This window comes from Pseudoalteromonas sp. PPB1 (assembly GCF_015356275.1).
Taxonomy (GTDB): Bacteria; Pseudomonadota; Gammaproteobacteria; order Enterobacterales; family Alteromonadaceae; genus Pseudoalteromonas; species Pseudoalteromonas rubra_D.
This window is the reverse complement of sequence record NZ_JACEQV010000007.1, coordinates 1-16,756: the sequence shown is the minus strand read 5'-3', so window position 1 is coordinate 16,756 and position 16,756 is coordinate 1. Positions and strand designations below refer to the sequence as shown.

The window sequence follows — 16,756 nt, the reverse complement described above, 5'->3', positions numbered from 1 at the left end:
CCAGTCAGAAGTGAATGATCCAGCAAGGTTAATAAACGCCTGAGTGGCGCACTAAATCCGCTTTTGATGTTAAGTACGCTCCGGAGAGAATGTGAATTACATACTGACCATCCTATTTGCAATCAGTTTCCAGGCACTGAGCTGCTTGCCACCAATCGCAATAGAGCTTGGTGAAATCCAGATTGAAGTTCCGGACCCACTTTTTTCTGACAAAGCAAATATTCAAGACAGCGAAGGCAGAATCACAGCCACCCTGTTTTTTGACGCTCAAGGGCACGTTGTAAAGCTGGAAAACTTAAAAACGTTTCCGGCGACCTTACCTAGAGAGCCTGTCATCAGGGCACTAAATTCTGCCAGGCGACTTTACTCAGCAGCTAAAGCAACATCCCACGATGTTGACCTGGTGTTTCCAATTAAATTCAAGGAAAAAATACGCTTACAACTGAATTTAACACCACCAACTTTATAGAGTGCTTTACCCGTCATACCCCTTTAAGGACAATCATATGGCTATAATCATCAGAGCTGCGTTAGCGTCTGATTCACAGAAAATTGCTCAGGTCTCAGAGCACCTCGGATACATAAATCTGTCACCAGAAGAGTCTCATGCCAACCTCATTGCATTGCTGGACTCTCCGGTCGATAAGGTATTCGTCGCTCAGCTAAGCACTCGTATTGTTGGCTGGATACATGTTTTCTTCGCCCGGCGGCTGGCCTCCAACAGCTTTTATGAAATTGGTGGGCTGGTTGTACTCCCTGATACCCGTGGCCAGGGCGTAGGTCGCATGCTGGTAAAACACGTGCTAGCGCACCAGCCAGGTCAATACCGAGTTCGCTGTAATGAAGTCAGAACGGATGCACATGCGTTCTATGGATCCATTGGGTTCAAGCACAGCAAGGTGCAACACGTCTTCAGAGCCGTCTCTGATAACAAATGAAATTGAACACGCTTAAAGGAGTGAGCATAGGCGCCTGACTGTTCCTTTCTGACTGTAGAAAATGCCAATTTGTTCCCAATACAAAACCACTTGTAAACTTCGCCAATTCCCGTTTTAATGGGGTTAGCGGATAGGACATTTTTCAGCCCACATATCATACGATGAGCACACAAACGTAATATGACTGAGACACCATGAAGCATGTATCACAGAAAGCAGGTGGCTCAAAACCAGTTCTGGACACAGAGCAACTAGCTCCTAAAATCAGAGTATGGCCAAGACGTGCCATACTAAACAAAACACCTCAAAAAGGCGGAAAAGATGCTTCTGAATAACCCAGTGAGATATTTTGAAATTCCGGTGACCGACTTAGATCGCGCCACGGCCTTTTATCAAGCCGTTTTTGGCTTTGAGTTCGAACGTGCCCTCATCGATGGTCACGACATGGCTCTATTCCCATCAAACGATCAGGTAGCCGGGATCACCGGCGCACTCGTCAAAGGAGACAGTTATATTCCTTCTAAAGCGGGGGCACGGCTTTATTTCCATACAGAAGACATAGATGCCACGCTGGCCAAAGTTTTGTCTTTGGGTGGAAAAACCCTCTACCCCAAAACCTCTATTTGCGGATTCGGCTGGGTTGCGGAATTTGAAGATTCAGAAGGCAACTGCATTGCCCTGCATACTGAGTAACCACTTTTTGATTGCCTGAGTATCTCTTTGACAGCCTGTGTCAGGAGACATCGCTCAGCACACAGGGTCCGCGTGCAGCTCAATACAACCCATGATAGCCTTTCCACCTAAGAGCTCAGCCACACGTTTGCTGTCGTTGCGCCATATGGCAGGTCATAGAATGACATTAAGGATAATTAACTATGTTCAGAGTGATTTATCAGTGGCAGGTACCAACTGAAAATATGACTGAGTTTCATGCCACATGGCAAATAACAACCGATGAAATACACCGTTCTGTTGACGGTGCACTTGGCAGTTTTATGTTACAAAGCACCGACCAGCCAGACAAAGTACTGACCATAGCCAAATGGCGTTCTCGCGAAGACTGGCTGAACTTCTGGGATAACAGCAACCCGGAAAAAATGCAGCGGATGCGTGAACTTGCAAAACGTATTTCGGTAGAAACTTTTGACGAGGTAGAGGACAGAACACGATAACGCGGCGCCCAAAGAACAATGTCGAATAATAACAACGCAGTTAAAGGATATGATCATGAATAAGCAGTCAGCATATGCAGACATCAACGGCACCCTACTCCACTATGAACTCAGTGGTAATCCAAATAGTTTTCCTCTGGTCATGCTCCATGGTGGCCTGGGTTCAACCCGGGACCTGGATGTACTTAGTGAGTATTTGATTGAGCACTTCCGTTTGATATCCATCGATTTACGCGGGCAGGGAAAGTCGCACCTGGGCGATGCACCATTGACCTATGCTCAGTATCAGGAAGACATACAAGCCCTGCTTAGTGCGCTGGGTATCAGGCAATATGCCCTGTTTGGCTTCAGTGATGGCGGTATCGTTGCCTATCGCCTGGCAGCGCAGAACCCTCAGCAGGTTGTTCGCCTGGTTACCCTGGGGTCGACCTGGCGGCTGGAAGAAAATGATCCGACCATTGACACTCTGCAAGGCCTGACGGTCGAACTCTGGACAGAATTATTTCCTGAAGGAGTCGCTTATTATAACACCTCAAATCCCACCCCAGACTTCCCTGCTCTGGTTAGTGCGGTGAAGGCGCTCTGGCTCGATACCAGTGAGTCAGGATATCCTTGCGATTTGGTAAGCCAAATCACATGCCCTACCCTCATCATGCGAGGCGATGATGACTTTTTATTTTCTCTGTCAGAAGCCGTTGCGCTCAAAGCAAAGCTGACTGACGCAAACTTTGCAAATATTCCATTCACCGCGCATGCCGCTCACCAGGAATTACCTGAGCTGGTTTGTCCTATTATCCAGCAGTTTTTTGTTACGGCAGACACCACTACTGCATCAACGAATTAGAGGAAGTTTATGAGCACGCAAAAGAAAATCGCACGTATTGTCTCACCCAGCAGGTCAGCAAATATCTTATCCGATGAGACCGTGGCCATTGCCACTGAAACACTGGCGGGGCTTAATATTCAGTGTGATTTTGCAAAGCACTACATCCACCAATCGGATACCACGGCGCAACGGATAAAAGACAAAGCACAAGATCTCAATGAGGCCTATGCAGATCCTAACGTCGCACTGATCCTGAGCACCATAGGTGGCCACAATGCCAACAGAATACTCGACCACCTTGACTGGGAAACGTTCCGTACTCAGCCTAAGCCCTTGTGCGGCTATTCAGACATCACCGTGCTGCTCAATGCCATCTATGCCAAAACAGGTCAGATAACTTTTCTGGGGCCACACTTTTCATCATTTGGTATGCAACAGGGCTTTGCGTACACTTTAAAGCACTTTGAACACGCATTACTACGCGGTACTGACTATGTACTGGATGTATCAGAAACCTGGTCAGATGATCTTTGGTTTATCGATCAGACCAGGCGGCAATTTATCAAAAATGCAGGCCCGGTTATCGTCAACCCGGGAAGTTGTGAAGGCACTATTTTAGGCGGCAACCTGTGTTCATTCAACCTGTTACAGGGAACCCAGTATATGCCAGACCTGGCAGGTGCCATCTTGTTTTTAGAAGAAGACAATCTCCTTGGAGAGCTGACTCTGACGGAGTTCGAACGCAATTTACAGTCCTTATTGTCTCACCGGGGAGCAGAACACATTCAGGGCCTGATGATTGGCCGGTTTCAAAAAGACAGTAAAGTCGAACTCAACGACCTGGTTGAGATTCTGCGCAGCTTTGAGCAACTTGAACACTGCCCGGTTGTGTGCAATCTCGACTTTGGCCACACTACGCCCATCTTTACTATACCAATTGGCGGGCGATGCCGGATCAATGCACCTGAAGACGCCGTTTCGATAAAAGTATCACCGTGCGTTTCAGACTCAGCGGGATAAAAGCATGTCGCATAGCTTAATCACCACGGATGATAAACATGCCTCACACACTGTACAGCAGGCAAACTCAGCCTTGCCCATGTCTTTCTATGTTAAGTGGCTTTGGGCAATTGGCCTGCTGATATTACTGGGGTTTATTCCAAGTTATGTGCTGCAATTTTCATCCTTAACTGAAGCGCATCACTCGCACGCCTCGGTGTCTTTTTTATGGATCGCTGGCATGCTGATTCAGGTAACACTCATTCACTATCAGCGCTACACCCATCATCGCATTCTTGGGTACTTATCAACCTGTGTCTTACTAGCGTTTGTCCTTTCTACCTTATCGCTATACGCCAATATATTTCAGACTCAGTTTAATACCTCCACTATCTTTCGGCTCGTATTGAGTCTGGATCTGGTACTTTTTCCTGCCTTTATTTTATTCATGTATAAAGCTATTTTGCGCACTGACTCACCGCATGCACACGCCCACTGGATACTCCTTGCAGCTATGATGCTATTACCACCCGGGCTGGGTCGCCTGATCCATGGCCTGTTCTTCTTTCCGTTTGAAGCACCAGTGCGGTTTTTCTACGAACCCACAGTTGTGCTCACAGGGCTATTCATCTACTCAATAGGGCGTGCACAACGCTGGCACTTTAAAAGTACCAAAGCATGCTTAGTGCTATTTATCGCTGCTGTTATTTTCAGTTATGGTGTTGGCTATGGCTTTTAATATTGGTCTTAGTATTGGTATTAATGCCCCCTTTTAAGCTTCGGAAGAACACATGCCAAAAGGAAATAAAAGTAAAGACGAATTGATAAAGCGCTGGCAGAGCCAATAGAATACAGATACCGCTAACGCAAAATCCAACGGGACACATCCATTGCCCGACCATCCTGCTTATTTGCCTGATGCGCCTACCTGCGGCTCTACGCCCAAATCAAACCCTCTGAAAATGAGCCAAAGTGGTAATAGGAGCTCAAACAAGCCACCAGGAATATACATCCAGGTACCACCCATACTCACATCAAAGAAATCAAACAGCACTTTCAATAACAGCATGACATAACCGAGCAACCCAAGACCTGCTAATACACGCGGTACCAGGCGATACTTAAACAAAGTGATGTTCAGCAGGAATCCGAAAATAGCCAGTGCTATCATCCCCATCAGGAAACTAAAATAGCGCTCCGTTTTCAGCGCATTGCCCATAATATAAAGCTGCTCACTGTGCATCACCGAGCTGGCTGCCAGATTCTCTCCCATCGCCCCGAATGTCATCAACATCACCGCACCAGATGTCAGCATAGCTGCTTCTATCACACGGCCGGCAATATAACCAATCGCAACCCGTTCGCTATATCGCTTAATAATGGGATAAATCACAATGGCAATCCCAACAACCGATGCACAGTTAATAAACTCAAGTAACGAAGCCAGCGCCAGTGTTGACTGATTCTGTGCTGCCTGATTAAGAAAGTCGGGCAGCCTGAGTAGCGGCGACAATATGGTGTCAGCATACATATAAGAGCTGGTCGAGATCAGAAATAAAAACCCGGCAATACGCGCCGCTAGTTGGTGAGACATAGTTAAAACTCCCTACAATGATAATATCAGGCAACCTCTATTCGGTTGTGGCCTGTGCGTGTTTGGTAACGCCATTGTCAGGGAGTGCCTCAGAATTGTCGTTCGATTGGGCCCGTTCGAACTTTTTTATTCATATACTTTTTAGGCTGTTACAGCTTTTTCTTGCTTACGGTACAGAGATGGTGTGAGCCCTGTGGCTTTTTTAAATGCCGTATTGAAAGTCGATTTTGAGTTAAAGCCAACTTCAAACTGAATAGTCAGGATCTGCATATCCGTTTCTTTGAGCAGTTTTTCGGCATGTGAGATCCGATAGCCATTCACAAACTGGAAGAAATTGGTTTTTAGCAATTGCGATAGAGTCTCTGAAATATGGTTTTCGCTGATACCAATTGCTTTGGAGAGTTTATTCAAAGATAAGTCTTCTTCCATAAACAACTGCTCCTCTTTCATCGCGCTTTGCAGCTTAACCGCAATGCGTTGCATTCTATCCAAACTGACCGTCGACGTGCGCGGCTGCTCGGATCTGGGCTCTCCTTTATCGGCCTTAACCAATATGGGTTGTTTCAACGCAAGATACGCAAATGCCAGTAAGACGCAAGTTTCAAAGATAGGCAAAATCACGCCTTGCCCGAACCAACGCCAGCCATAAAAAACGGAAATGTAACCGGTGGCGTAGCACAACCACACTAACCCCCAGAACAGTAAAATGACCCCAAACCAGCTCAGAGAGCGTGATTCTATTTCGGAAAACCGCTCCATCAATTGCTGACGATGACGACGATGCAGTTTCAATGCACGGAAGAAATAAACAGCCGTATACAAAACAAAGATTTGCGTTGCTGCAAAACAGGAAAATAACGCCAGCTTATAGTGCTCAGGGTTACGGGTTGCCGGATCTGCCAGTGCCAGCTTTTCAGCAGAGCTCAGGCTGATGGTAAACGGTAACATCACCGCAATCACCAGAACCGGACCCGACAGCGCCCACAGGTAGGTGCGTTTTGAAAACTCAGGGTTGGGAGACATAGTGGCACAGGCATACAAATACAAAGCAGGCCCAAGCAGTACACGTAAGGGATATTGAGCCCCCACCAGCCAGGGGACGTACTGATAAGCGCCCGTATAGACGACTAGCTCACCGCAAACATGGATGATCAGTAAAACCAACAAGGCTATCAGGTAAGTTGTCTGCATTTGCCTGGGTTTATTAACCGCCTGCAACAAAGCCAGCGCCAGTATACCAAACATACAGGCGTAAATTAGCGTGCCCAATACATTCATTTATTGCTCCCCGAAAAAAGCGCCTTGCGAAACAATGAGCCATCTTGCTTAACCACTATCGCTCATGCTGCCATTCGGCTTTATTTGTTATTATTATTTTAGCCTTTCAATTATCCAATAGAAGAGCAATATTTACAATATGTTAGGGGTTTACCCTGACACATATAAAAGACTGAACGAGCACTAGCCACACGAATTCTCACCGTATCTTCTATCTCACTACGAATTTTATTGCGCTACCTTCACTACTTTTTCACACAGTAACTTGTTAAATTTAGGCGAAATTTATCAGCCCTCGCTTTTTTAACTCAGCAAATGGTTCAAAAATCGCGGTACGGGCGCACGACCAGAGCCGGGTAAGGAGAAGTCAATGCTCAGAAGTCTTATCATATTGGCCACTTTGTTGCTGTCAAATTTGACCTATGCAGAGACCAAGCAAACCAAAATACAAACATTGCTCGACGCGCAGGCACTGTCGGGGATCACCTGGGCCATGGTGACTCAGGCACAGGTCACGACAGGCAGCGCAGGATATGCCAATATTGAACACTCGCAGAAGATGCTACCCAACCAAAAAATGCATGTTGGCTCAGTCACTAAAACCGTCCTGTCACTGGGGGTTTTGCGGTTAATTTCTCAAGGGCAGCTGACACTCGAAACCCCGGTTCAGCCGTTGCTGCCTCACCTGCATTTTAATAACCCCTGGCAAACCCGTGCGCCTGTGCGCGTTAAGCATCTGCTCACGCATACAGCCGGGCTGGACAATATTCGTATGTGGCAATTTCTGAGTACCACGCCCACACCCGTTACGCCACTTGCCCAGGCTTTTCCGACAGAGAATAAAGCGCTACTCAAAATAAGAACTGAGCCCGGTACTCAATATTCATACTCCAATATGGGCTATACGTTGCTTGGTATGGTAATAGAAGCTGTCACCCGTCAACGCTATGAAGCCTATCTGGATCAACACTTGCTCTTTCCGTTGGGTATGCATGACAGCACCTTCGAATTTACCAGTCAAGGTACCAACACCACGCTGGCCATGGGATACCATGAAAACCAGATTGCTCAGAACGCCGTGCCAGTTTATACCCGACCAGCAGGTCAATTCACGACAACTGCGCAAGATATGGCTAGATTCATCCAGTTTGTACTGAGCGATGGCGTACTTAATGGAGAAGCCATTGTTGCCCCTGAATTAATGGACAAACTTTTTGATTACCACATGACCAACGCAGACAAAGCGGGTCTGGAAATTGGCCGGGGTCTGGCATTTGCAAACCGCGACAGATATGGTGTTATCGGCCATTGCCACCCAGGCACAACTTTTGGTTTTCGCGCCAATATCTGCGTGTTCCCGGAGCAAAAGAAAGGGTATTTTTACGCTATCAACACGGACAGTGAAAGCGCCGACTATGAAGCGTTCAAAGCCTTGTTTGTCGAATTACTTGAGTTAAGCGAAACCGATATTGCTCAGCCCGGCACATCGACAAAGGACATGTCTGCCTGGCTTGGTTTGTATGAACTGTCGCCCAATAATATGGCTGAATTTGAGTTCCTTGATAAATTATTCGGTCTCGTTTGGGTCGCGGCATCTGGTGAGCAGATCACTCTACACTCGTTGCAAAGTGCCCCTCGAATACTGCACCACATCGAAGGTGGTCTTTACCGGGACTCCGAACGAACTCAGGCATCTCATGTGTTTTTTACCAACCAGGCCGGTGAACTAATATTGAGCAACGGTCTGAAAACTTTTAAAAAAGCCAATACTGTTGAAATCTCACTATATTGGGCCAGCCTGCTACTCGGGTTGTGTGGCTTTTTATACATTCTGATCTTTGCGCTGTTCCGATTGGTAACCAAACGTTTTACTGGATTCCGGCGCCTGCGGTGGGGGTTAGTGAATTTACTGGCCTTTACTGTGCCAATCATCCTGTATTTAAATCAGTCTTTTCTGGCTTTTGGCGATGTCACTCTGGCGAGTGTCTCACTTCCCATTCTGACCGCTTTGTTGCCATTCAGTTTGATCTGTTCATTGTGGCAGTGTTACCAGCAAGGTATAACAACAAAAGGCAGTATGAGAGATGGTATAGTGCTTATTATGGCCCTACAGTTGTGCGCAGTCCTGGCAGCCTGGGGACACTTACCTGCTCTATTCTGGCGATAAGCAAAGCCTGCGGATAAAATCAAACATACCGGCCTGTCGCCGGTATGTTTAAAACGCTAATTCCTGTTACTGGCGTTGATCCACTTCTACTTTGCCGTCTTTGATCACCAGAGTAACGGTTTCCATAACCTGAATGTCCTCCAGCGGATTACCTGGCACAGCAATAATGTCGGCCAATTTTCCAGCCTCTAAAGAGCCCAGTTTGTCCTGCATTTTTAGTAGTGATGCCGAGTTGATGGTTGCAGCCTGAAGCGCCTGTAGTTCATTCATGCCAAATTTAACCATACGACTGAACTGCTTACCATTTTGGCCATGGGGGTAAACCCCACCATCGGAGCCAAATACCATGTTGACGCCAGCTTTAACGGCTTTGGTAAAACTCGCCCGCTGGGTGCCACCCACTTTACGCTCTTTATCCAGGCTTTCAGGTAAAATACCGGCCTTTTCCCCTTCGCTCAGGATATATTCTGTGTTGTAAATATCCATTGAAAAGTAAGTGCCGTGTTTTTTGGCAAGCACAATGGCTTCATCGTCCAAAAAGCTCACATGCTCAACTGAATCGACCCCGGCACGAATAGCAGACTTAATACCATCGGTGCCATGCGCATGCGCTGCAACAGTCAATCCTCGCAAATGGACTTCAGCTACCAGTGCCTGCATTTCCTCAAAAGAATACTGCTGTGCGCCGACTTTAGTGCCCTTTGACAATACACCACCTGTTGCACAGAACTTGATCACATCGACGCCATACTTGATGTTCTCACGTACTTTTTGCCTGACAGCCCACGGGCCATCCGCTACACCAGCTGCAACCACCTTATGTTCATGGGTAAAGAGATTATTATCACAATGGCCACCGGTGATCCCAAGCGCAGGGCCCGATGCAAATATCCGTGGCCCTGGCACATCACCATCATAGATGGCATCTCGTAATGCCAGGTCGGCATAACCTGGTGCGCCCAGGTTACGAACGGAAGTAAAACCCGCAGCCAATGTGCGTTTGGCATTGCGCACCCCTGTAATTGCCGAACGCGGTGCTGTACGACGTAAACGTTTATAACCGTGAACCTGAGAATCTCCGGTCAGATGCACGTGCATATCAAATAATCCGGGCAATAATGTGTGGCCCTTGAGGTCAATCACTGTCGCGTCTTCAGGGTAAGCCCTGCGATTACTGCGGGCCACAGACACTATGGTGTTATCTTCAACCACCACAGTGGCCGGGCGGATCAACTTACCCGTCTTCACATCCAGTGCAGCATCCGCATTAAGAATCAAGGTGTCAGCAAATGCGTTGCCACAGGCCATAAGCACAGCAGCACTGATCAGAGTTGTTTTCAACATATTCGCTTCTTTTTTGTAGTAATTAGTCGAGTCAGTCTAGTCACAGCACGCTGACAAAGGCAAACTAACTGCGACTAAAAGCAATCAACGTCACGTATCCAGGCTGCAAATACACTAACTAGCTTGTCTGTGGTGCAGATGAAATCTCGTGCGTTGAGCCCTCGATTACATATCGATTAAACAAATACAAAGCGATCGCTGTCAGCAAGGCAAGACCACCAAATAGCGCCCACATTAAATCCGGGCGGCCATCCTGTTGCACCAGAGTTGCATAGCTCCAACCAGATAAGAACCCGGCGAACAAGAAACCCAGTGCCATGGAGACGAAGTAGTACCCCATATATAAGGCTGCCTGAGAAGGCGGTGCAATGCTGGCCACATACTCCTGGCTCTTCGGAGAGGTGAGCATTTCGCCCAATGCAATAAGCAGGATCACAGTTACTATTACCGCGCCTCCCGTGGCTGTCAGCTCTACTGCCATCAGAGCAAACGCGCAACACATCACCACCAGCCCGGCCGTCAGCACGTAAAAAGGACGGATCCGCTGACATAAATAACTCACTAGGATCTGTAGCAGCACAATGGCCGCAAAGTCGAGGTTAATCAAGTACTCTGGGTTAATCTGGCGATATGCTAACAACGCGCTAGTAAACTGCTGCAACTGAATCGTTGTCAACACTTCCAGTGATTGTAAGTGTGCCATCAGGGCTGAAAGCTCTGAGGCTGGCACATTTACCTTCAAATGCACCCACTCCAGGCGCAGCGCTTCCGCAGTCGGCTGAGTACCTGACTGCAACTGGGTATGCAATGCCTGCACTGCTTTTTGCAGCTGCGCACTGTCGACATAGGCAAAGAACGAGACAGCATCTTCACCAAACCAGGCGATAAAGTTCAACAAGTCGCGCGTATCTACATAATCGCGAATAAACAAGGGCAAGGTATAAAACAACTGATTATACACCGTCCAGAACCCGGCAATAATGGCCAGATACAAAGCAAAACGCACATTGCTCACCCGCATTGGCTGAGCCCACCAGCTGACATTCGACGGCCCTACTTTCGATGCAATGCGATCCCAGATCAGATTAATCACCAGCCACAATCCAATGCAAGAGAATGCTTGCGCATAGCTGAGCACCTCGACACCTGAACACATCAGCAGCAGGACAGCAACCAGCAAAGTCAATGCAAAACGACCATTGCCCAATACCGACTGGGCCTCTCTGAGCACATTGCTAAGGGAGGCTTTTTCACGTTTGAGACTGGGCGGATCACGATAGAACCACAACACGGGAATAAAGTTAACCAGGATCCAGCATGCCGACATCATAAACACCGCATCCCAGCTGATAGCGCGCAATGCGCCGGCCAGCAAAGGACCCAGAAAGCCACCAATATTCACCATGGTATAAAAAATACCAAACCCCAGGCCGCGATTGCTGTCATTGGTACTATGAGAAATGGTACCCACAACCACAGGTTTAAAACACGCAGCCCCCAGTGCAACCAAACTTAACGAAGCAAAAAACGGCCAGAAACTTTGCGCCTGACCCAGCAAATAATAGCCGGGTGCCATGATGGCAAACGACAGTAAAAACATTTTTCGATAACCGAGCTGATCGCCCAGTGCGCCGGTCAGCACAGGTAAAAGATAAAGAAAAAATGGAATTATCCCCTGTACAGCACCACGCTCAAGATCAGTAAAACCCACGCCCCCTTGTGCACTGGGCGTGGTCATATACAAAGACGACACAGCAAAAAAGCCATACCAGGCTAACCGCTCAAAAATTTCCATCAGATTAGCCACATAGAAAGCGCGGCTAAACCCACGATGCTGAATATTTCCAGTTTGAAACTCAGGCCCTGGCTGACTGGAGGGTGTACTTATCGACATTGACTTGGATCCTATTGATTATTATTGTATACAATATACATAAAACACTAATAAGAGAAAGTCAAAATGTTACGTTTGAGTTTAATAGCGCTGGCACTACTGAGTGGCTGTCAGTCGATAGAAAAACCCCATCAAGATTCCAGAGCACAATTATCACAACAGCGTGCTCAGGCCATACCGAGCCCGGCCCAGATGCGCGTTGATATTGACGTTGCAGGCAGAACCAGCACATTAAATCACATAGACATCACGTATGTCGGCAAACAAATCCCGCGCACCTATAGCGATGGCAAGATCACCAATAGTCGAGGTTACAACTGGTGGGTCAGCAAACACTTTGCGCTGAAAAGTGACTTGAGCGAAGAAAAAGTGCGCTTATATCTTGAGTTACTGGAGATGTCTTACCCTCATTATGTTGAGCTGTTTGGTATGGCGCCTGCTAACATAGAGCATCAGCGTATTGCCGTGGTGTACGGCAGCTCTCGGGAGCGCGTGCGTGAAGCCATGCTGGATGACGGCTTTTTACGTGGTGTACACAAAACGGCGGGCGGTGAAACCATGTATTATAACCGTGCTGGATATAGTTTCCCCAGCCACCGCCAGCACCACCAGCGCTATATTGTCATCCACGAAACCATGCACGCCTTTCACATGGCACTGAACGGCCACTCGACCTGGGCACCGAATTGGATCACCGAAGGCATGGCTGATGCCATCGCAAGCCATACCTATGACAGCAACAAAAAACAGCTCAGAGTCATGGTGTTTGACCGCGCACCGATGAACTACCAGTCACTAGGGCTGGCGCAATATCATCAAAATGCAAAGCCTAGTTTTGAGCAAATCAACGACGACCCGCAGTTGCGGCGGGGCCTTAACTTCTTTATCGTGCACTTTTTGCTCAGTGACCCCATCCGTTATCAATACTTTAAGCGCTACCTGCGTTCATTAATGGCTCTGAACCCGGACTCAGAGGCCACATTGCCAACGGCCAATGCCTTACTTAAAAAAACCTTTGCAGACTGGCCAAAACTGGAGCGGGATTTTGCCAGGTTCGTCAATTCAGCACACCCCAGCTTTTATATTGTGCGTGGACCCTGGGAGCAAAATGGCGCAGGCTATTGGCTGCGCAGCAATGACCAAAAGCAGCTGCAACGCTTAGATATCACCCCAAAACACAATGCCACACACCCTGTGTTAGATTACCCGGCGCCCGCTCCTCACCCTGCCATAAACCCAATTAGTAAAGAGTCTTTTTCAGCTTTGCTGACTCTGCAACCCGAACAACACACACGGGGTGAAATAGGGATCGGCTTACTTACCAAGCTCACGGCAGACAGCCTGGCCAAACGCGCCGGACTAACTGACAAAGCAGAGTTTGAACAAGATCAAATGATAAAAGTGTTACTTAAAGATGGCACCCGGCTGTCGGTCGATAACACCTCACAGGGGACTTCTCTGGAAATTGCGCTGACACCCACAATTTTGCAAAGTTTAAAGCAAACGTCACAGCTCGGCCTGAATCTACAGCGCACCTCTGCAGGTCTCGCCATTGAGATTAAATCCGGCAGCAGCCAGCAGAACGTGCTGTTTAAAATGGCGGGCGACACGTTAAGTGTAATCGATTTTCAACAGGTCGCCTTGCTTGGTCGCAACATGAACCACACGATCACCCCTTACCTGTTCGGCCACACATATAAGGTGCCGGACCTAAGCAAAGACACCGCCAATCCCTGGTACTTTGCTAATGCGGCTCTGGCGCATCGAGCTTTTAATACGTGTGTCGAGTTTTCGACTCAACTGCCGGGCTGCATGGCAACATTGCGCGACCAATTAGCTCAACAAGCGAGCGTTACTAAGCATCCCGCTATTAGTAATAGCCTGAACACTCTGATGCAGGACTGGCAAGGTAAGCTCTCTGACACTGCTCTTTTTACGCTCAGTGGTATTGAATTAAAACTAAGGTTTGACGGTCAAACCCCGTTTATCTTTGCCCATAATCCGAGCGAACAAGTGGCAGAAATTACATTGCAAAACGGGACATCCTACTCCCTGTTGCCTGGTACACATAACCTGCCTCTGTCAGCCAATCACAGCACAGTTGACTATTCTGTGAGCTGGCAAGGCTTAATCCAGCCGGGTCAGATCACGCTTGCAAATCAACACTTTGACGGTGTGTATTTAAATGCACAGTTACCTCAGGATAAATCAGATATAGAGATCACCCTGACCGGTCCATATTCAGGAGACACCCATGGCAAATTGTCAGTTCAGTTTCTGCCCTATCAGACTCCCGAGGCTCAGCCAACGCTCTGGGAGCAGGACGTCACCATTGCGCCGTACGAGAAAAAGCGCTGGCAGCCACGCTTGAATGAAGCAGGCAAACTTGAAAATGGCGTCCTAAAAGTAATTGCTATACTGGATGTAGATGGTGAACCCATCAGATTAGTGGAGCGCTTTAAGCTTTAAGCTTTAAGCTTTAAGCTTTAAGAAACAAGCTGGGCCGACCGAATGAGTTGGCCCAGCTGCTATTAAGCCAAATATCGTTATATTGGCATAGCTGCATGTATTTCAATAACGCGCTATTTCAGGTAAAGCCCTTCAAGCTCAATTGCTGTTGGCAGGCCACCGCACGCACTTTGCTTATCATAAACAGTTACGGGCCTATCTCGTGCCTGCGCCGACAAAGCCATCGCATACCATGCGCTGTGACTGGGATCGTTAATACTCCAGCCCCACCAGCTATCTATAGCGCCGCATGCACCATAGGTAACGCCTATCTTCAGCCTCACCACCTCATCGACAACTTGTATCTCTTCTATTTTACGTTCAAATGAACTCCCGGCAAAACACAGCGAAGGGGCAAGAAAGAACAGTGGCAGAATTCTTTTCATAATATTTCCTTATCAATAATAATATTTCTACAAAATAATTGGTTAAAAATTAGAAAAATGTGGAATTAATAAGCCGCCATTATAGTCGGTAATGACAGCAACTAAATAAGAAGTGACTAATATAGTATTAGCACTTTGGAGACACACTTAAAATCACGACAAAGCGGCTCTAAATACAACGGAGAATATACCTAAAAAAGGGAAAAAGAAAAAGGTCTGGACACGACTATTTCCATTTCAGGATGGTTTATATGGAATGGGTAAAGTGCTCAACTCATAAAATACAATGAGTACCCGTAAACGCCTTGTACCCACCAAGCCAAGCAAACAGTAGTCTCTTTCAAGCGATAGCATACGCTTTTAGCCAGGCAAATTTAAGAATAGATGGTTTGGATTAGCTCTGATAAATAAGAGGCTGTTGACCCATCAGCTAATAAAAGCACTGTAAAATTTTAACTTGCCACTTTGTACAAGCCAGACAGGCTCGCACACAAGCGCGTTAAAATTACTTACTCACCTTTATATATGCTGCATTGTGGCAATCTGTATTGTAATAATTATGTGCCATTACTTTATCTCCAGTAGCAAATGCCGTCATTGCTGCTGAGTAGGCTCGATCATGACTCTCTTTTGACCCAGCCGCAGTCAGAGGAAAAGAAATAGATTTATTAGCACATAAGCCAGTACCGCCCTCTAGCCAAATCGTAAATGTATTCTCGTTCCCATTTGTGTTTGAGATGCCAGTAATAGTTGCGTCTTTAACGAGGTCAGTTGCAGCAGATAAATTGTACGAAAAAACGAGCAATAGTGTAGATACTGATAAACTTTTCATATTTAATCTCAAGATCAATTTTCAATTTAGCACAATAAAACGAAAGGTATGAAATACCTTACTACCAATTCGCTTAATAAAGTAAAATTGGTATAAGTTCAGCTGTCGAACAATCCCCAATGAAACCGCCGTCAGAGACTTGCTTAAATTATACACGACAACTCTAAACAAAGCATGTTCATTTCCCCTGACAAGGTTGCCTGACAACACGGAATCACTCTTTTTCATGATGCGCTAAAAAGCACATAAGAGTGTTCAGAATACCCCCCAAACAAAACACGGTTCAGGTACTGACAGATAAGATATTCAAACCGATAAAAGCTTCTGGCGGAACTGGCTGCACCAACCACGTGTCTACAAGCCCTGCTTGCTATGTTCTGACGAAAAACCAGAGTAAATAACAGCACATTGCGGGGTAATCTTCTTAGGTAACTTTGCAACAACGTCTTTCACATTGGAGGCAAAATCCGAGTTGCCTGGGGCAAACTTAACCACATAGCATACATCCTGGCTATTTCCCGTACCGCCTGACAAGGCGTCAAAACCGAGCTCCCAAAGCAATATCACCTTCTCTTCAAGATTAAGATAGTAATAGTCATTACCCCACCTGCTTTCTGGCACTACCCTAATATAGCCACGCTCAGATCCAGCTATTTTTGCAGAGACTAAGTGTTCAAGTCCCTCCTCATTAGGCCTTGTTGATCAAATCCAGATAGCTTAGGCAACACTGCGATTTCAGCTGTTTCCTTGATATTTAGGCATACCTAGCCCAGCCATTCTATTGAGCACTTTCACTTTGATCATCGCTTCAGTGTGCT

At 47.0% G+C, this 16,756-nt stretch carries 15 protein-coding genes and 1 pseudogene; 9 read left to right on the top strand and 7 right to left on the bottom strand.

The window, feature by feature from the left end:
- Nucleotides 1-91: 91 nt before the first annotated feature.
- From IY568_RS08775 to IY568_RS08745, 7 genes are all read left to right on the top strand, one after another.
- Nucleotides 92-469, top strand: coding sequence for a hypothetical protein (locus tag IY568_RS08775; RefSeq protein WP_125561680.1), 378 nt, complete (start codon nucleotides 92-94; stop codon nucleotides 467-469).
- Nucleotides 470-506: 37 nt separating this feature from the next.
- The gene (locus IY568_RS08770) at nucleotides 507-938 is read left to right on the top strand and encodes a GNAT family N-acetyltransferase (protein WP_194867350.1); all 432 of its coding nucleotides are present in this window, start codon (nucleotides 507-509) and stop codon (nucleotides 936-938) included.
- Nucleotides 939-1,259: 321 nt separating this feature from the next.
- Nucleotides 1,260-1,631 (top strand): VOC family protein, encoded by a 372-nt coding sequence (locus IY568_RS08765; RefSeq protein WP_049866046.1) that lies wholly within the window; start codon nucleotides 1,260-1,262, stop codon nucleotides 1,629-1,631.
- Between the two features lie 182 nt (nucleotides 1,632-1,813).
- On the top strand, nucleotides 1,814-2,110 hold the full coding sequence (locus tag IY568_RS08760) for an antibiotic biosynthesis monooxygenase family protein (RefSeq protein ID WP_194867349.1): 297 nt from the start codon (nucleotides 1,814-1,816) through the stop codon (nucleotides 2,108-2,110).
- Nucleotides 2,111-2,165: 55 nt separating this feature from the next.
- Complete coding sequence (locus IY568_RS08755; protein ID WP_194867348.1) at nucleotides 2,166-2,954, top strand: alpha/beta fold hydrolase; 789 nt, start codon at nucleotides 2,166-2,168, stop codon at nucleotides 2,952-2,954.
- A 9-nt stretch (nucleotides 2,955-2,963) separates the two neighbouring features.
- Entirely contained in the window at nucleotides 2,964-3,956 is a 993-nt protein-coding gene (locus tag IY568_RS08750) for a S66 family peptidase (protein WP_194867347.1), read from the top strand.
- 4 nt (nucleotides 3,957-3,960) lie between these two features.
- Nucleotides 3,961-4,674 carry a hypothetical protein gene (locus IY568_RS08745; RefSeq protein WP_194867346.1) on the top strand — a complete coding sequence of 238 codons (714 nt, stop codon included), beginning with the start codon at nucleotides 3,961-3,963 and terminating at the stop codon, nucleotides 4,672-4,674.
- Between the two features lie 168 nt (nucleotides 4,675-4,842).
- On the opposite strand, the gene IY568_RS08740 is transcribed toward IY568_RS08745, so the two are convergent.
- On the bottom strand, nucleotides 4,843-5,529 hold the full coding sequence (locus IY568_RS08740; RefSeq protein WP_194867345.1) for a DUF4386 domain-containing protein: 687 nt from the start codon (nucleotides 5,527-5,529) through the stop codon (nucleotides 4,843-4,845).
- Between the two features lie 141 nt (nucleotides 5,530-5,670).
- On the bottom strand, nucleotides 5,671-6,807 hold the full coding sequence (locus IY568_RS08735) for a helix-turn-helix domain-containing protein (protein WP_194867344.1): 1,137 nt from the start codon (nucleotides 6,805-6,807) through the stop codon (nucleotides 5,671-5,673).
- 370 nt (nucleotides 6,808-7,177) lie between these two features.
- On the opposite strand from IY568_RS08735, the gene IY568_RS08730 reads away from it, so the two are divergent.
- The gene (locus IY568_RS08730) at nucleotides 7,178-8,974 is read left to right on the top strand and encodes a serine hydrolase domain-containing protein (RefSeq protein ID WP_194867343.1); all 1,797 of its coding nucleotides are present in this window, start codon (nucleotides 7,178-7,180) and stop codon (nucleotides 8,972-8,974) included.
- Between the two features lie 66 nt (nucleotides 8,975-9,040).
- On the opposite strand, the gene IY568_RS08725 is transcribed toward IY568_RS08730, so the two are convergent.
- Both IY568_RS08725 and IY568_RS08720 read right to left on the bottom strand, forming a co-directional pair.
- Nucleotides 9,041-10,318 (bottom strand): metal-dependent hydrolase family protein, encoded by a 1,278-nt coding sequence (locus IY568_RS08725; protein ID WP_125561699.1) that lies wholly within the window; start codon nucleotides 10,316-10,318, stop codon nucleotides 9,041-9,043.
- A gap of 118 nt (nucleotides 10,319-10,436) precedes the next feature.
- Nucleotides 10,437-12,212, bottom strand: coding sequence for an MFS transporter (locus tag IY568_RS08720; protein ID WP_194867342.1), 1,776 nt, complete (start codon nucleotides 12,210-12,212; stop codon nucleotides 10,437-10,439).
- Nucleotides 12,213-12,278: 66 nt separating this feature from the next.
- Here IY568_RS08720 and IY568_RS08715 point away from each other — a divergent pair, with 66 nt between their 5' ends.
- Nucleotides 12,279-14,681 (top strand): hypothetical protein, encoded by a 2,403-nt coding sequence (locus IY568_RS08715; RefSeq protein WP_194867341.1) that lies wholly within the window; start codon nucleotides 12,279-12,281, stop codon nucleotides 14,679-14,681.
- A gap of 113 nt (nucleotides 14,682-14,794) precedes the next feature.
- Here IY568_RS08715 and IY568_RS08710 read toward each other — a convergent pair whose 3' ends face one another.
- The 3 genes and pseudogenes from IY568_RS08710 to IY568_RS08700 all read right to left on the bottom strand — a co-directional run.
- Nucleotides 14,795-15,106, bottom strand: a complete 312-nt coding sequence (locus IY568_RS08710) for a hypothetical protein (protein ID WP_125561704.1) — start codon at nucleotides 15,104-15,106, stop codon at nucleotides 14,795-14,797.
- A gap of 505 nt (nucleotides 15,107-15,611) precedes the next feature.
- Nucleotides 15,612-15,938, bottom strand: a complete 327-nt coding sequence (locus IY568_RS08705) for a DUF5992 family protein (RefSeq protein WP_194867340.1) — start codon at nucleotides 15,936-15,938, stop codon at nucleotides 15,612-15,614.
- A gap of 354 nt (nucleotides 15,939-16,292) precedes the next feature.
- Nucleotides 16,293-16,616 (bottom strand): annotated as a pseudogene (locus IY568_RS08700) (type II secretion system protein GspG); the annotation flags it as partial.
- Nucleotides 16,617-16,756 lie beyond the last annotated feature (140 nt).

Bases quoted from the DNA above. Each gene is read 5' to 3' on its own strand.
- IY568_RS08705 (WP_194867340.1), bottom strand. From the start codon at position 15,938: ATGAAAAGTTTATCAGTATCTACACTATTGCTCGTTTTTTCGTACAAT.
- IY568_RS08755 (WP_194867348.1), top strand. From the start codon at position 2,166: ATGAATAAGCAGTCAGCATATGCAGACATCAACGGCACCCTACTCCAC.
- IY568_RS08730 (WP_194867343.1), top strand. From the start codon at position 7,178: ATGCTCAGAAGTCTTATCATATTGGCCACTTTGTTGCTGTCAAATTTG.
- IY568_RS08720 (WP_194867342.1), bottom strand. From the start codon at position 12,212: ATGTCGATAAGTACACCCTCCAGTCAGCCAGGGCCTGAGTTTCAAACT.
- IY568_RS08735 (WP_194867344.1), bottom strand. From the start codon at position 6,807: ATGAATGTATTGGGCACGCTAATTTACGCCTGTATGTTTGGTATACTG.
- IY568_RS08770 (WP_194867350.1), top strand. From the start codon at position 507: ATGGCTATAATCATCAGAGCTGCGTTAGCGTCTGATTCACAGAAAATT.
- IY568_RS08750 (WP_194867347.1), top strand. From the start codon at position 2,964: ATGAGCACGCAAAAGAAAATCGCACGTATTGTCTCACCCAGCAGGTCA.
- IY568_RS08760 (WP_194867349.1), top strand. From the start codon at position 1,814: ATGTTCAGAGTGATTTATCAGTGGCAGGTACCAACTGAAAATATGACT.
- IY568_RS08710 (WP_125561704.1), bottom strand. From the start codon at position 15,106: ATGAAAAGAATTCTGCCACTGTTCTTTCTTGCCCCTTCGCTGTGTTTT.
- IY568_RS08765 (WP_049866046.1), top strand. From the start codon at position 1,260: ATGCTTCTGAATAACCCAGTGAGATATTTTGAAATTCCGGTGACCGAC.
- IY568_RS08745 (WP_194867346.1), top strand. From the start codon at position 3,961: ATGTCGCATAGCTTAATCACCACGGATGATAAACATGCCTCACACACT.
- IY568_RS08715 (WP_194867341.1), top strand. From the start codon at position 12,279: ATGTTACGTTTGAGTTTAATAGCGCTGGCACTACTGAGTGGCTGTCAG.
- IY568_RS08725 (WP_125561699.1), bottom strand. From the start codon at position 10,318: ATGTTGAAAACAACTCTGATCAGTGCTGCTGTGCTTATGGCCTGTGGC.
- IY568_RS08740 (WP_194867345.1), bottom strand. From the start codon at position 5,529: ATGTCTCACCAACTAGCGGCGCGTATTGCCGGGTTTTTATTTCTGATC.